A 14,818-nucleotide genomic window follows, 5' to 3' on the forward strand; every position below is an offset into this window, starting at 1 on the left:
GTGCTGCAAACCGATCAGCTTTAATTGCGAAAGGCGCAAAAAGTTCATCGTCATGAAAAAATACCTGACCCTCCTCCTGATCATCGGTGCAACAGTTATCTGCATGCACTGCAGCAAGTCGAATGACCCCACCGCAAACAATCCGAATAATCCAAACAACCCCAACAATCCAAACAATCCCAATAATCCAAATAACCCCAGCGGATCCGCGATTACAGTCACCTCCGTTTCACCGAATATCATCTATGCCAATGATCTCATTACGATAACCGGTACCGGATTCAATGCCGATCCCGCGAAAGATACTTTTGAGATGGGGACGATATTTCAGGGTGGCGGCTTCGCGCCTTATGGAACCGAGTTCGGGGCCGACGGCAAGTTTAAAATTATCAGCGCATCCGAAACGCAACTCGTCGTGCAAGCTTCCGATGCACAATACATCGACTTCCAAGTCGGAAACGAAAATAGAAGACCGTGGCCTTTCCGGATAAAAGCCAATGGCAAGAAACTTGTGTCAGGCTTCACGAAGGTGAGACGCATCCCTTTCTGCATTTTCGAACGCGATCACAACACCAATGTGGGCACAGGCTGCTCATTCTTCCTGTGTCCTGGCGATACCATGTTTTCGGATGCGGGAAGAGGTCTTTATGGTGCATGCGAGCTTTATATCAACGGCGTTCAGATTAGCGGTGTAGCATTCCCCGACAGCTCGAAAATGAGAGCGCGTATCCCCAAAACACTTTTTGGCAACACGCACGACGATTGTGTCACCGACCAGTTTGACTTTAAGATCATCAATGGCGACGGCAGATCCGTTACCCGGAAAGTGTACATGTCGATGTCGCCTCCTATGTTCATCGACGGGGCCAGTTTTGATCAGCCAACGTACAGCCGGTCTGGCGCTGGCGTTGCGAAGTTGACCATCACAGGATATTCTCTCTATAGCTCGTGTGAAGTGAGGTTAACCGGCCTGGACTACGAAGCCATTTCGAGTTTGGGTGTCAGCAATGGTTTCCCGAACCAGGCTTCCATCGATTTTGGCGTGGGCGCATTGCCCCACAACGGCAGCTATTCGGTATCCATCCGAAGGAACGCTACGGCGGATTGGGGATTCCCCATCGCGAGTTTTACGGCGACAAACTAACAGGTGTCGCGGCAATTTTTTACATTAATGTACAGATTCCATACTATCCCATGGGAATCGGCAGGGCTTGAAATCGATACGCGCAATCTTTTTTCTTGTCTACGGTCTGGCGGTTCAAGCCCCTGCCCAATCCCTCGTTTGTCAACTCCTGGATGCGTCACACGGATTACCTTCGTCTGAATGCGTCGCGCTGGAGCAAGACTACCTTGGCCACCTCTGGGTGGGAACAACGGTGGGCATCAGCCGGTACAACGGCTACACCTTTGAAAACTTTTCACACACCAAAAACAACGAACCGTTTGGAAAGGTAAATGTCATCGCCGAAGACGACGACCATTTGCTCTGGATCGGCTCCGACAACGGACTGTTCATCAAAACCGGCGACGGTTCTTTTTATAAAACAGCGGGCAGCGACGCAGCACCCCAGGGCATAAACGACATTCTTTTTTTGGCCGGTGGAAAAGTGCTCCTGGGTTCGGAAATTGGTCCGCTTCAGGTTTCAAGAGAAAAAATTCTTGCCGCTGCCGGAAGTAAAATTCTCCCGCTGCCGTCGTTTCAACTTCCCGCATGGCAAAGCCAACGTTTTGCCGGCGACCGGATCTACCACCTGGCCCTGAGCGCCGACAGCGCCATCTATCTTTCCGGGCCTTATAATATCTATCGCTACGCCGACCGGTCCTTCGCGTGTGTCTACAAAAACGATGGAACGGGCAGCGTGATCATGAGCCTTTGTGGGATCAATGCCGATCGGTACTATTTCTACAATGCCATCGGATTATTCCGCGGCACACGCTCCGGGGCCGATCGCTTGATCTTGGATGAGCATTATCATCCGGAGGCGACGTCAAAAGGAAAATCGGTGTGGTTACCCGCTCCCGCAGGTGCACTTGAACTCTATCCAGATTCCGATATCGTGAAAACAAAACTTGATCTCCTTCCCTACGGAATTCTCTGGGCCAGCGATTTCCTCGTGGATGATCAGGGTGATTACTGGGTGGCCGCCCATGATGGATTGGTGAAGATCAAACGCTCGCCTTTTGAAAAGATCCCGTTTCAGCGTCCCTCCCGCTACGAAGAAATCTATTCCTTGTGCGAAACAGCCGACGGACAATTGCTCATGGGCAGCAACCGGGGGCTGATCCTCACCCGGAAGGAAAACCACATGGCGCCACCGTATAGCGTCGTGAACCGGGCAGAAGTATTTGGAATTCATGAAGCCTACCCCGGCGACCTTTGGTTTGCCACCGGCTACGAGGGTCTCGTTCATCGCGTGAACAACAAGAACAAAGTTTTCACCGAAGCCGATGGTTTGAGGAACAATTCAAATCGCGCCTTCTATAAAGCATCCGATGGAAGATTGTTTGTTTTTGGCGACCTGGGCGCTACGCAAATCTCGTATTCGCCTGCAACGCAGACAGTAGCCTTCAAGAATTTCCCCATCGATGCGGTGAACTCACAATATGCAACCTTGTTCAGCGCCATAGAATCGCCAGACAAAACGATGTGGTTCGCCGGGCAGGAAGGAATTTTTAAATTGGTGAACGATTCTCTGCTGGCCTACACGCTCGATAAAAAAATCATCTCCATTGCCGACATGAAAAAGAGCGACCAGGGCGAAGTTTGGCTGGCGGTGGACGGTGAGGGCATTTGGCGGTGCGGGTTTGACAAACAGGGCAATCTAAAAATCCAGGAAAAATTTGACCGGACGCGGGGCATTGCAACGGAAGTCTTCAATAACCTTTTGATCGATCGCGAGGGGAATGTGTGGATCGGCCACTACCAGGGCCTCACCGTCATCCGGAAAAACAAAGTCGTTCTTAATTTCGATCAAAATGATGGATGGCCGTTCAAAAACTACAACAATCTTTTTCTCCACCAGGATCGCGATGGCATGTTTTGGGCCGGTTGCTCAAAGGGCATTCTGCACTTTAATGCAGGCCAGATGTTGGTGGACGCCAACAAGCCGCGGATCTATCTTTCGGCAGCGAAGCCGTCGCGCGATCATTCGGATGAGTCGATCACCCTTGCCAGCACGCAGCCAATTGAATTACCCTACGAACAACGGGAGCTCACCTTTCATTATTACGCGATCGCTTTTCCGGACCAGGAGAGCGTGCAGTATGCCTACAAATTTGGCGATGGCGCGTGGACAACGGTTGGAACAACACGGAGTCTGACCTTCAATGACCTTTCTCCCGGGAAATACAAGTTCTCTATAAAAGCGTTTACGAACAAAGGCGCATCAAGCAACGAGGTGTCTATGCAAATTACGGTGAAGAGCCCGTTTTGGCTTACGCCAGGTTTTATCCTCCCGGTGTTGGGCCTCTTGACGATCGCGTCATGGCTGTGGGTGAAGCGAAGAGAGAAAATGATCTATGCCAGCGAACAACAGAAGCGGGCACGCGAGGTTGAAATGATCTCGCTGCAGCACGACCTGGCCCACTCCCGGTTGACGGCCCTGCGCAGCCAGATGAATCCGCATTTTATTTTTAATGCCCTCAACTCCATTCAGCAGTTTGTGCTGCAAGGAAATGTGGAAGAGGCCAGCCGCTACCTGGGCATGTTCTCCTTGCTTCATCGCGAGATCTTGAATACCAGCGACGAGAATTTTATCTCGCTGCAACGCGAAATCGACATGCTCGACAAATACATGCAGCTGGAACAACTTCGCTTCGATGACAGCTTTCGTTATTCCATTCACATGGAAGGCGACATCGACACCGAAGAAATCCGGATCCCGCCCATGTTGATCCAACCCTTTGTCGAAAATGCGATCTGGCACGGCCTGATGCCAAAGGAAGGCACCAAACGCGTCGAGATCCTGTTCAACCTTCAGTCGCCAGGCGATGTTTTGGTGTGCGCCATCAAGGACAATGGCATCGGCCGCGAAGCCTCCGCGCAACTGAAGGCCGTGAACGGAAGCCTGAAAAGTCATAAACCCAAAGGACTGAAACTCATCTCCGACCGGATCGGCATGCTCCGGCAGCGCTATCAACTCCCCTTCACGGTGGATGTGGCCGACCTGAGGGATGACGAAAACAAGGTCGCCGGCACGGTGGTCATCGTGAAGCTTTCCCTGGAAACGAATGGACAACACTTTTAACCCCACTACATGATCAAGGCGTTCATACTCGACGACGAAGCCTCTGCCATCACCACGCTCACGTTGATGCTGAAGCGCTATGTGCCGGAAATCACACACGTGCAAAGCGCTACAAACCCAGCGCAGGCCCTTCAAAGTGTCCAAAGCTTCCTGCCCCATCTTGTTTTCCTCGACATCCAAATGCCGGTGATCAACGGATTTGAATGGCTGAAAAAATTCCAAACCCCAACGTTCGATACCATCTTCACCACCGCCCATGACAACTACGCCATCCAGGCGATCCGCTTCAGCGCGCTGGACTACCTGCTCAAGCCGATCAACGCGAACGAATTGCGCGAGGCCATGAACCGGTTCCTGCTGAAACGGAATGCGGGGGAAGAGCAAAATCTTTTATATCGCAACCTGTTGCATAATGTTCATGCCGAACAAAAAAATTTCAAGCTCGCCGTATCCACTACGGATGGATGCTTCTTTTTTAATACGGAGGAGATCATCCGGCTGGAAGCGGAGGGGGCCTACACCTTCATCCGGTTCACCAACCGGAAGCCGTTGCTCGTCTCCAAGATCCTGAAGGACTATGAAGAGTTGTTGAGCGACCACGGATTCGTGAGGCTCCACAAGTCACACCTGGTAAATATCCTCTACATTACCGCGGTCAGTGCCCAAGGCAATGCCGTGCTGAGCGACGGATCGGTGGTGGAGATCTCTCGGAGGAGGAAAGGGGATGTGATGAATATTTTGAAGGGGTGAATCGTTCGGCGCACACCGGATGGCATACAGCTTCCGGGGTTGTTGACGCCAAAGAACGGCAAGTTGATAATGCGCCCGTTATAAATACATTTTAGAAGACAATTGATTTTATCCGGGGTCACATCTACGCACCGGACTACAGCAGACACTGCTGATAAGAAATTGATTATTTACTATTCGCTCCTTTTACTTACTTAAATAGGGTTGCATCTCTTTCACTGAAGGCATGATATAATTTACAAATGCCGCATCGGGGCCGGTTTTTGCTTCGTAATGATTATAATTTCCACCCGTAAATACCATCAATATATCCATTGATCTCCACATATATATAAACTGGCCGCCATTACCACCTGCATAAGGAACATCAGTTTTGTATTGGTGTTCTTCAAGCGGATCTGTCCAAAACTGAAAACCGTAGCCATGGGGTGGTGTAGTAATATCGTTCGTTGACCTGGAAACCTCGGCATTTAATGAATGTTTTACCCAGTCACAGTCTAAGATCTGTGTATCACCCCATTTACCATAGTTCATGTACAAGAGCCCGAATTTAACCAGGTCTCTCGACCTTAATCGCAGGCCCCACGCAGCTGCAGGCAGGTCCTGCTTATAAAGCATGTGGCGCCAGTCATACTTGATAATACCTAAAGGAGCAAACAAATTCTTCTCCGCATATTTATCCAGTCTTTCGCCGGTAGCTTTCCATACTATCTCTCCTAAAAGCATGGCACTGGCCCCGCTATAATTCCAAGCTGTACCCGGTGCTGATGTAAGTTTGCGGCTTAAAATAAATGTGATCGGGTCATCACTTCTATCCATTTGTGTCTCGGTGTTTTTAGAACTGCGGTAAGAAATCGTTTCATCCCATTCTAAACCGCTGGTCATGGTTAACAGGTTCCGGATCGTTATTTTTCTTTTAGCCGAATCGAAATATTTTGCATACTCCTTAAAGTAAGGAAATATCGGTTCATCAATGCTTTTGATAAAACCCTGTTTTATGGCAACACCGATGCACGCGGAGGTAAAACTTTTTGAAACGCTCCTGCAATCGTGTAAATCGTCAATCGTATGGTTTACATAACCTACAGGTGCTCCGCCATCAATTTCATCTTCACCGGCAAAATAATTTTCATAAATGAGTTTGCCATGCCTGCAAATAAGCATGCTGTGGATATTAGGAAAGGAATCCTTAAGAATCACTTTGGTAAGCGCCACAATTTTGCCGGTGTCCATCCCTTCATTATACATGGCATCTACAGGAAGTCCATCAGGAAGCTGCTTGGGTATTACATATGAATATTCGGTAGAACGGTAACGTGAATGACAACTGGGCAAAATTAACGACACGAGTACAAATGATAAAAAAAAGGCAATTGCTTTTGGTTTACGCATGTTATAGGGACTCCAATTTAAATGCCAGATGTTTACGCAAATGATTGTCAGCCATTCTATTTCGATTGTACAATTTTCACTGGTCGCTTTTGGCACAAGTGTTCATTTTTGTTAGAAGAAAAATCAATTTATTCAGGAAGTCAAGGTAAGCTTGCCACTAACGTTTGGGTTTACGCATGGCACACCTTGCGACATTCTTTCGCTACGCACCGGCTGGAAAACGGCACTCACTTACGACATATCCAGTCTCTATTAGGTGGTTTTGCCTGGCAATTTTTGACGATAGGCTTGCCGTGCGTGTAAGCCAGGGTTGTGTTTTTGAGTTTTAATTGTTTCTTTCGCAAAGCCCTAGAAGAAAGTTACCCTAGAGAAAAGTTACTGCCTCATGAACCGTTTTCTGTCCATCGCCTGTCTGGTCTTGCCCGTGTGGGTGGCCAATGCCCAGGAATCCGATACCACATCACCTGAATTACCTAAAACCGTTTTTGGAATCAAGGGCGGTGTAAACGTCAGCAGCCTCAGTGCCTCCATCAACAGCGAATCGAGAGCCAAGCCCGGTCTGGCCCTGGGGTTCTATGTGAAAGTACCCATGAGCCTGGGCGGTTTTTTCCGGCCGGAGTTGTATTACTCCAATCAAGGACAAAAGGATAACTACGTATTTCCCTACGGACACGGTGGACCTTCCATTGGCTCCACCACCACCAGCTTGCATTATATCAATGTCCCCTTGTTACTGGAGTTTGGCCGGAAGGTAAGTTTCCAAGTGGGACCACAGGTGGGGATCCTGCTAAAGGGCACCGAAAAAGGCACGGTCGCGAGCGTGAAAGTTGACGACGACCTGAAGGACGTGATGACCAAGGCCGACGTTGCCCTGGTCGCCGGCGTTGGTTTTTCGCCTGGCGCCCATTTCAATTGTGGCGCCCGCTATAATTACGGCATTTCAAATATTTATAAGCCAGCCGACGACGGCAACTCCAACAACGACCTGCCCACAGTTCAAAACAGGGTCTTTCATTTTTATGTGGCCTATTCATTCTGATATTCGTCTAGCAGAGAAACTATGGACATCCCGAAATTTCCCACCCTCATAAAATTCAAAAGCATACTCCCCGTGCTGGTGTTGTTCCTGGTCGTCTCCTGCCAGGAATGGACCCCGCAGGCAGAGGGCTATTTTATGATCGACAGCAAGCGTTATCCCGTCCACGTCATGGTGGTGTATACCGACACCTTCAACGACCAGGGCGGTAAATACTTTCCCGAAATCACCTTACAAGGCGCACCCTATTGCAACGTTTCCATGCATGTCATTTCGCCCACGAGGACGGTGCCCGCCGGCAAGTACGAAATGACCAGAGACTATAACCTGATGGACATCACTTCGGTCGGAATTAGTTTTGGCAAATCCAACAACCTTAGCTCGGACTATCTTAGCACCGGCACGATGACGGTTGAAGTGTCGGGAGACCATTATAACCTCGATTTTAAAGGCGTCTTTCAACGGCGCAACGTTGAGATTCACTATTCCGGACTCACTGCCCAGGATGCGCTTTGAAAGCGCTTGATCAAGTGTAGATTTTTGTATTCACGCCCGTCCACAAGAGTTATTTCTTTTGGGCCTGAACCTCAGTATCCTATTTTTTCAATAAAGACTTCAGCCTATTATACTCCCCCATTGGGAAATCATGTTTAATCCACTTCTCTTTGTAACCCTGCATTCCATGTTTGTCCAGAATCCGTTTGGCGTTGTTAAAGATCTCGGTTGAAAAATTTAAGATGGTGTCATCGCATTTGAAAACCACTTCAAATTCCTTTTCGGTTACCAGATCCCAGCTAGCCCGATCTTTGAACCATCGTATCTCAATAACCAGGCTGGTTCTATCAGGAGATGTCAAATGGACAAGATGCTCGCCCGGCTCATCCATGGCGATCACTTTAGCATCAGGAGCTCCTTTGAGGAGCAAGTTCGCTGCTGTTATAAATTCGGCCAGTGTATCATGCAGGTATGAGACGGTCATGTCAACGCCTTGATGACCGTGATTCATGTGCACGTCCGCCCAACCGTGGTCACCTAAGTTGTAATTAATCCTTAAAGCCATAACATTTTTATCAATCATGCTTTCATTTACGATCAAAGCTCGTCAGTCCGTGCGCAGTCTTTTTGCGTAGTTCTGATTTCTCGTTCAAAAAATCTTTGTATGATGGGAAGCGTGCGCAAATTGACGAACGCAAAAGCGAAACCTAGAATGTTTTGCTAAAAACAGGGCAAAAGGCGAAAAGCGAACGTTTGGTGCTCTAACCACTGAGCTACCCCTCCCGATAATTATCGGGATCGAGGGCGGGATTCGAACCCGCGACCACCCGAGTTGAAGTCGAAGTAACGCTATTCTACGGCACCTGTATCCGGCAAAAAGTTTAACAGAGCAAAGAACGATAAGAGACTTTTTTTGATGCTCTACCACTGAGCTATCCCTCCTGATAATTATCGGGATCGGGAGTGGGATTCGAACCCACGGCACTCAACTTAGCGAAGTAACTCTTAGCTACGGCATCTGTTAACTTGTAAGTACATTAAGAAAGGGCAAAAGGCCATCAGAGACAGTCAATTTACAGTCGAAGTAACTCTGGTGTACGGCACCTCTCTATCATAAAGAAGCAACAAGTGCATGGAACATTTACGGATTCGAACCGCTCTGCCTTACGGCTTTCTGCCAAACGAAGTATTTCCACACGACGGCATTCTTCACAATTCAAAGTAATAAGGAGTAACAGGCGAAGCAAGAATCGGGGCTGCGCTTGCCGGGAGTCGAACCCGGAACACTTTCCCAGAGATCTGGGTATGTGATTCCTCCCCTGAATGGAGCGAAGTATCCCACTTCTACGACATCCTTATTATTTTCAAAGAACACTGGAACGTCCTAAACTTTACTTTAGGCTTTTCCTTTTAATCTATAAGGCCTTCTTAAAACCTCCCCTTCAAGCTCGAAGGGGAGGGATAGCTTTCACAATTCAACTTTTTCAATTTCAGCAAGCGCTTGTTGGCCTTCTTCAATGGCTGCTAACACATCAAAGATCTTGTCAGACCAGCCCGCTATTAAATACACGCCATCGTTTCGTATGTCGATTGGCGTATTACCGTAACCTGCCAGGTCGAACAGGTACAAGTTCGCTCCTGGAGCAATAGTTTTATATTGCGTCCACAGCGATGTTATGCTACGCTGCGTTATCTGATCAACAATGCCGTTGTTCCACAACTGGCAATCCGTGAACATCATCACTTTATCTACCACCTGTCTGCGATCAATCAGATCTTTCAACACGAGGTACCCGTTAGTAGCATAGCCCACTTCACCTTCCCGCTTGTAAAACTCCTGCACGTTGGCAAGAATATTTTTTTGTGAGACATTAATGATCTTCCAGGTGTCACCGAACATACCGGTCTGTACGTTTCCACAACGCGACTGCAACAGCATCGCCAGCATTAAGCCGATATCATAGTTCATGATCTTGCTTTTCGCTGAGATCTCCTTTTGCATCGATCCGGAAACATCGCATGCGATCCATACGGAAGTGTTTCTTCCAAATCCACGAATGTTCATCGCACTTTGCTCAACAGCTTTCTCAAGCGCCTCAAGCACCATGGGTACCACCCCGGAAGAAATAGCTTTCACCTCACGGTAGGCAGACAGGAAACGGAAAGGCAATTGCTTTGATTTTGCGATCGCATCACGATTCGTCAGGTAAGCACACACCTCTTCCATTACTTCCATTGACACGTCAGCTTCGATAATATTCCGAAGGTTCCGCATCAGCGCCATGTAGCCCAATTTTCCACTGGTGATCAACTCTTCCCACTTGACGCGAAACGCCACCTTCTTGTGTTTTTCATTTTCAAAGCTTTGCTGACCGAGCGCAGACAATTCTGTTTCCCATGTGTATGGAACATCCAAGGATCCTTTAGCAATTTTATCAAAGAGCGCTTGTTGCTGTTCATTTATCGCTTTCGGGTGAACAATAAACAAAGCGTCTTTTAACTTGATCTCCCCAGCCCGGTCATACTTAGCAAACTGGTATTCATCGAACTTATTGAATGCCTCCGACAATCCGTTTTGGATCTGTTTGGAAAGCTTGTTCAGTTTCTTTGAACCGTTTCGTTCGTTAGCCAACTGGTAGTAAGCAAGCAATTCAGTTATTTCATCAGCGCGCTGCACCACTCCCTTTACAGCTTTACCCACCAGGTTGTTACCGGATTGAGTTTTTGCCAATTCAACGGCCAGCATTAAGGGTACACTGCGCAGGTACATCTTGTTTCGCGTATAGACCGCCAGTTTTGCTACGAACGCCGGATCGTTTTTCATGATCAATGAACGGATCCTGTCCATGCGCTTATCAGCAGCTTCATAGAACTTATCATTCAGGGAAGTCGTAACGACAGCACTGTAAAGTTCCACGCGCTCACTCAGGCCGAAAGCCTCTGCGCCTTCATAGTTTGTCACTGCCTGTTTTGCTTTGCGAAATACATTGAATTTCATAACCGTTTCGTTTAATTGATGATACAAAGGTTGGGGCGAACTACGCAGTCTTTTTGCGCAGTAAACTTTTTTACGTTTTTTATTAAATTTTTTCACATGTCTGCAAACAGGAATACCCTCATACGCTACCGAACGATAGGCAACTGCCTGAAAAACAGGCAAAAGGTGGACTATGGACGATGACCGGCGCTTGTTCCGAAGGCAACAACAAAAAAGCGCTAACAGGGCAATCCCATTGATCAGTTTTCTTGCCCAGATAACGCTGTCTGGCGATTGAGTCTTCTTGAACATTAAGGCAAATGAGATGGATTATTGCTATTTTTCGATCGCACGCAAAATTTTAAAAGTTGATGGAGAATCCTGTTACCAGTGGCCCCAGGGAAATAGAACTTGAGCCGGGAAAAACATATTCATGGTGCCGCTGCGGCCAATCGAAAACACAACCGCTCTGCGACGAAGTTTCGCATAAGACTACAGGATTTGAGCCTCGGAGATTTAGTGTGTCTACAAAGCGGAAGGTGTGGCTTTGTATGTGTAAGCAGACGAAGTCGGCGCCTTATTGTGATGGGACGCATAACACGCTTAGGAAATAGGAGAACACCCTGGCCGTTGAACTGAAAGGCCAGGGAGACTCGATTCTCTCCTTTCTGCCAGTTGAAATACAAGCCCAACTCAGGGGTTTTTATCGTTTTTCAAGGTTTTTTTTCGTATAGGCTCCCGTTTGAGCAAAATGTCATATAAAGAAATTCCCCTATTGATTATATTCGGATGTTAGCAGAAATTCTAAAACGCCCACGGACAGATGGTTTCCTGTTACAGATGCGGAGCACCAAACGCAAATTATAGACGGACAATCTACACCGGTTTTTCGACGGGTGGTTGGTGGGGCAAGCGTTCCTATGGCTCCCGGACATATTATGGCCTTCGTCCCGTTTGTCGAGACTGCGCAAAATCAATTGACAGATGGAACATAATCAAACTCATTTTTTGGGTTGTCGTGATTGTAAGTGCTATTTTCTATTTTTTAAATCGCCGCTCAAACTCATCCAAGGTAGACAGTTCATCTCAATATCATTACAGTGGAGAGACAGCAAGAATAACTTCAGCCACGGGGCTTCGGCTCCGAGACCAGCCCAGTTCAAGCGGCACAGTTTTGCTAACAGTTCCTTATGACGAGACGGTAGGCATCATAGACAAAAACGGCAACATCGAGACAATTTCTGGGCGAGAAGCAAACTGGTATAAAGTTGACTACAAGGGCACTACGGGTTGGTTGTGGAGTGGTTATCTTGAAACAAAATGATCACAATTTCAAATCGAATCGAGGCTTTAAGGGCCTGTCGAGCCAAAGCCGGACATACCATTGCAAACTTTTCACACCGTTTAACAATTGATAAAAAAAACGAGCAGCACCCTTTTGCGAATTTCAATTTGTCAATAAATGGATATACCTTAGACTTCGGTGTATCAATACCAAATTTGCCATCGAACTGAGTCCGTTTATAGCAGACCTAGAATATCGCAGAAGAGATATTCACGCCAAATATGGCGGAAACTGGCAGGGAGGAATCTGCCCCTCCGCCTCTTACCCTTTCATCTTCATTTTTACAGGGAAGAGCGGTGATCAGCATGGCTATAAAGATATGTGGGAGAATGATAACGTTTTTTCATACACTGGCGAAGGGCAATCTGGTGATATGGAATTTACGAGAGGGAACCTCGCCCTTCGCGACCATCTTAAAGAAGGGAAACGTGTGTTTCTTTTTCAGCAGTCCAGAAGGGGCCACGTGCACTTTATCGCGGAAATGACATTTTTTGACTCTGATTACTATGAAACGCACGACAGCATTGGAAATGTAAGGCGCGGGATAAAATTCTTCCTAAAAAGAAAGGACGCTGTTATCCCTTACGAATTGAATGAACTTACTTTGGCTACCGAGCCCTCCATAGACTACTTAGCCCCCACAATAACTGAAAGATCAGGGCTAGTTCTTTCAAGAGTTGGTCAGGGCGCATATCGAAAAAGTATCATTAATCGATGGGAGAATAAGTGCGCCGTAACATCCTTTAATGATGCGAGAATACTTATCGCATCACATATACACCCATGGAAACAAGCGAGTGATGACGAACGTCTCGATGTGAACAACGGCATACTTCTGTCTCCCACTTACGACGCTTTGTTTGACAGACACTTAATAACTTTTGAAAAGTCGGGAAAGATTATCCTATCGGAGACAATTACCAACAGCGATTTTCTAAAACTCGGTGTACACGGAAAGGAAAGAGTTGCAAAGTTAAATTCCGACAATCTGGTATATCTAGAGAGACATCAAGCCGTTTTCCATTCTAACTCCGGATTTAAAGGCGCAAATCGCCCAGCTACTTGAGATTTCAAATGATTCAACCGACCAGCAATTTGCTATAGTCCAATTCCGTTCCAACCATTAGTGAAATTCTTATGGCTCAACTTTTAACCACTAAAGAAATTCTAGCAGCCCTCGATAATATCATTAAGAAGGCTGAAAAATACATATGTATCTTCACCTATAATATAAAAATTGATCAGAACTATTTGAGTCGTCTGAGAAATGCCTCAAAACGTAACGTAACCATCATTATAGTCTTCGGTGTAGACAACGGCGACCCTGATGTAGTTAAGGAGGTGTTAAATTTGCCGAACACAACTGTATATTTTAAGGAATACTTGCACGCAAAATTCTACTATAATGAAAAAGAGCTTCTTGTTGGAAGCATGAACCTTTCAGAAGCCTCGGCTAAGAATAATTTTGAACTCGGCGTCTTATTTAAAGACGAAGAATACCAATCTGTTATTAAGAAGGTGAAGGAAGAAGCAAATGAGATTATAAATGACTCCGTAAAATTTGAAGGGCCCAAAAGAGAACTGCCAATATTATCATCGGCACCGAGAAAAGGCGCTTGTGTTAGGTGTGCAAAAGCCATAGAATATAATCCGTCAAAACCGCTATGCCATCAATGCTATGGAGAATGGTCCGAATGGGAAAATGAATACTACCAGGAGGAGTTTTGTCACAGCTGCGGACAAAAGAGATTTGGAATTTCCTTTGCTTTTCCGCAATGCAAAAGTTGTTACAATAGGTTTTCCCAATCCTCGAGGAAAGCCAACCAAGTTCACTTTTTACAACTAGGAAACCGGATCTCAAACCTTCACATTGACAACAGGATCAAGGAAATTATTGCAAATAAGCTTAGACTAAATTCGAACGAAATTTCGATCGACTTTGATTTGCAGAAGTATTTTATGAATGTAAGTCAAAAAAAATCAGTCATTGATGAAATCGAAAAACAGTTTGATATAAATCTGTCAAGCAACAGACCATCAATTAAGGATTATTGGGATTTATATTCAGCTGTCGCCAGGGCCATTGGTAGGGATGGTTGACTTGATGATCCAACATAATGATCTCATCTGTTGCCAGCCAGAATCCTATCAGCGTCCAAACTAAGCGCTAATGATTTTCCGATTCACTAAATAGAAAAAGTCGATTATAACAAAGAAAAATTGAGAGACACCAGCACCACATTTGAGTATATTTTTTTCGCTTTTACGTCGATAAACGGCACATCGTCGTTATGATCTTTATCATTGTTAAGTATCTTCTCGATGTCGCCAGGGACGAGTAAATCTCGATAGCTGATTTTCAAATTTTGATAGCCACCGATTAGTCGATCCTGCGGTTTGCGGTATAGAGGATCGCTGCAGCAGCTCATGCATCCCAAATCAACCCCAGCTTGCATTGAATTGTTGTCGAGCCTAACGGTTTTCTGGCCGCCCTTTGACCCTCCCGAAATTTGTAATTCAAAAATCAAAACACTAAATTCATTTCCGTGGAGCCCATCACATCGCCCTTCTCATTG

General features: G+C 46.6%; 13 protein-coding genes. 9 read left to right on the top strand and 4 right to left on the bottom strand.

The window, feature by feature from the left end:
* The first annotated feature begins 52 nt into the window (after positions 1-52).
* The 3 genes from BUB30_RS13100 to BUB30_RS13110 all read left to right on the top strand — a co-directional run bounded on the left by BUB30_RS13100 (position 53) and on the right by BUB30_RS13110 (position 4,997).
* Positions 53-1,144, top strand: a complete 1,092-nt coding sequence (locus tag BUB30_RS13100) for a hypothetical protein (RefSeq protein ID WP_073134291.1) — start codon at positions 53-55, stop codon at positions 1,142-1,144.
* Positions 1,145-1,211: 67 nt separating this feature from the next.
* A complete protein-coding gene (locus BUB30_RS13105) occupies positions 1,212-4,247 on the top strand; it encodes a sensor histidine kinase (RefSeq protein ID WP_143164886.1) in 3,036 nt (1,011 codons plus the stop codon).
* Positions 4,248-4,256: 9 nt separating this feature from the next.
* The gene (locus tag BUB30_RS13110; RefSeq protein WP_073134294.1) at positions 4,257-4,997 is read left to right on the top strand and encodes a LytR/AlgR family response regulator transcription factor; all 741 of its coding nucleotides are present in this window, start codon (positions 4,257-4,259) and stop codon (positions 4,995-4,997) included.
* A gap of 186 nt (positions 4,998-5,183) precedes the next feature.
* Here BUB30_RS13110 and BUB30_RS13115 read toward each other — a convergent pair whose 3' ends face one another.
* Positions 5,184-6,485 (bottom strand): serine hydrolase domain-containing protein, encoded by a 1,302-nt coding sequence (locus tag BUB30_RS13115; RefSeq protein WP_178377096.1) that lies wholly within the window; start codon positions 6,483-6,485, stop codon positions 5,184-5,186.
* Positions 6,486-6,774: 289 nt separating this feature from the next.
* On the opposite strand from BUB30_RS13115, the gene BUB30_RS13120 reads away from it, so the two are divergent.
* On the top strand, positions 6,775-7,428 hold the full coding sequence (locus tag BUB30_RS13120) for a porin family protein (RefSeq protein WP_073134297.1): 654 nt from the start codon (positions 6,775-6,777) through the stop codon (positions 7,426-7,428).
* A 21-nt stretch (positions 7,429-7,449) separates the two neighbouring features.
* Positions 7,450-7,941, top strand: coding sequence for a hypothetical protein (locus tag BUB30_RS13125; protein WP_073134299.1), 492 nt, complete (start codon positions 7,450-7,452; stop codon positions 7,939-7,941).
* Between the two features lie 79 nt (positions 7,942-8,020).
* On the opposite strand, the gene BUB30_RS13130 is transcribed toward BUB30_RS13125, so the two are convergent.
* Positions 8,021-8,503 (bottom strand): hypothetical protein, encoded by a 483-nt coding sequence (locus tag BUB30_RS13130; protein WP_073134301.1) that lies wholly within the window; start codon positions 8,501-8,503, stop codon positions 8,021-8,023.
* An 885-nt stretch (positions 8,504-9,388) separates the two neighbouring features.
* Positions 9,389-10,918, bottom strand: a complete 1,530-nt coding sequence (locus tag BUB30_RS13135) for a TROVE domain-containing protein (protein WP_073134302.1) — start codon at positions 10,916-10,918, stop codon at positions 9,389-9,391.
* 350 nt (positions 10,919-11,268) lie between these two features.
* Between BUB30_RS13135 and BUB30_RS13140 the strand changes: the two genes are divergently transcribed.
* The 4 genes from BUB30_RS13140 (at position 11,269) to BUB30_RS13155 (ending at position 14,342) form a co-directional block, all read left to right on the top strand.
* A complete protein-coding gene (locus BUB30_RS13140) occupies positions 11,269-11,511 on the top strand; it encodes a CDGSH iron-sulfur domain-containing protein (RefSeq protein WP_073134304.1) in 243 nt (80 codons plus the stop codon).
* A gap of 209 nt (positions 11,512-11,720) precedes the next feature.
* The gene (locus BUB30_RS35965) at positions 11,721-12,221 is read left to right on the top strand and encodes an SH3 domain-containing protein (RefSeq protein WP_084138067.1); all 501 of its coding nucleotides are present in this window, start codon (positions 11,721-11,723) and stop codon (positions 12,219-12,221) included.
* A gap of 340 nt (positions 12,222-12,561) precedes the next feature.
* A complete protein-coding gene (locus BUB30_RS13150; protein ID WP_143164888.1) occupies positions 12,562-13,308 on the top strand; it encodes an HNH endonuclease in 747 nt (248 codons plus the stop codon).
* A gap of 71 nt (positions 13,309-13,379) precedes the next feature.
* A complete protein-coding gene (locus BUB30_RS13155) occupies positions 13,380-14,342 on the top strand; it encodes a phospholipase D-like domain-containing protein (RefSeq protein ID WP_073134309.1) in 963 nt (320 codons plus the stop codon).
* A 104-nt stretch (positions 14,343-14,446) separates the two neighbouring features.
* Here the strand turns inward: BUB30_RS13155 and BUB30_RS13160 are convergent, their stop codons facing one another.
* On the bottom strand, positions 14,447-14,770 hold the full coding sequence (locus tag BUB30_RS13160; RefSeq protein WP_073134310.1) for a hypothetical protein: 324 nt from the start codon (positions 14,768-14,770) through the stop codon (positions 14,447-14,449).
* Between the last annotated feature and the right edge of the window lie 48 nt (positions 14,771-14,818).

The organism is Chryseolinea serpens, from assembly GCF_900129725.1.
GTDB lineage: Bacteria > Bacteroidota > Bacteroidia > Cytophagales > Cyclobacteriaceae > Chryseolinea > Chryseolinea serpens.

Coding starts and splice junctions, on each gene's coding strand:
- BUB30_RS13130 (WP_073134301.1), bottom strand. CDS start 8,503: ATGATTGATAAAAATGTTATGGCTTTAAGGATTAATTACAACTTAGGT.
- BUB30_RS13140 (WP_073134304.1), top strand. CDS start 11,269: ATGGAGAATCCTGTTACCAGTGGCCCCAGGGAAATAGAACTTGAGCCG.
- BUB30_RS13110 (WP_073134294.1), top strand. CDS start 4,257: ATGATCAAGGCGTTCATACTCGACGACGAAGCCTCTGCCATCACCACG.
- BUB30_RS13155 (WP_073134309.1), top strand. CDS start 13,380: ATGGCTCAACTTTTAACCACTAAAGAAATTCTAGCAGCCCTCGATAAT.
- BUB30_RS13135 (WP_073134302.1), bottom strand. CDS start 10,918: ATGAAATTCAATGTATTTCGCAAAGCAAAACAGGCAGTGACAAACTAT.
- BUB30_RS13100 (WP_073134291.1), top strand. CDS start 53: ATGAAAAAATACCTGACCCTCCTCCTGATCATCGGTGCAACAGTTATC.
- BUB30_RS13125 (WP_073134299.1), top strand. CDS start 7,450: ATGGACATCCCGAAATTTCCCACCCTCATAAAATTCAAAAGCATACTC.
- BUB30_RS13150 (WP_143164888.1), top strand. CDS start 12,562: ATGTGGGAGAATGATAACGTTTTTTCATACACTGGCGAAGGGCAATCT.
- BUB30_RS35965 (WP_084138067.1), top strand. CDS start 11,721: ATGGTTTCCTGTTACAGATGCGGAGCACCAAACGCAAATTATAGACGG.
- BUB30_RS13120 (WP_073134297.1), top strand. CDS start 6,775: ATGAACCGTTTTCTGTCCATCGCCTGTCTGGTCTTGCCCGTGTGGGTG.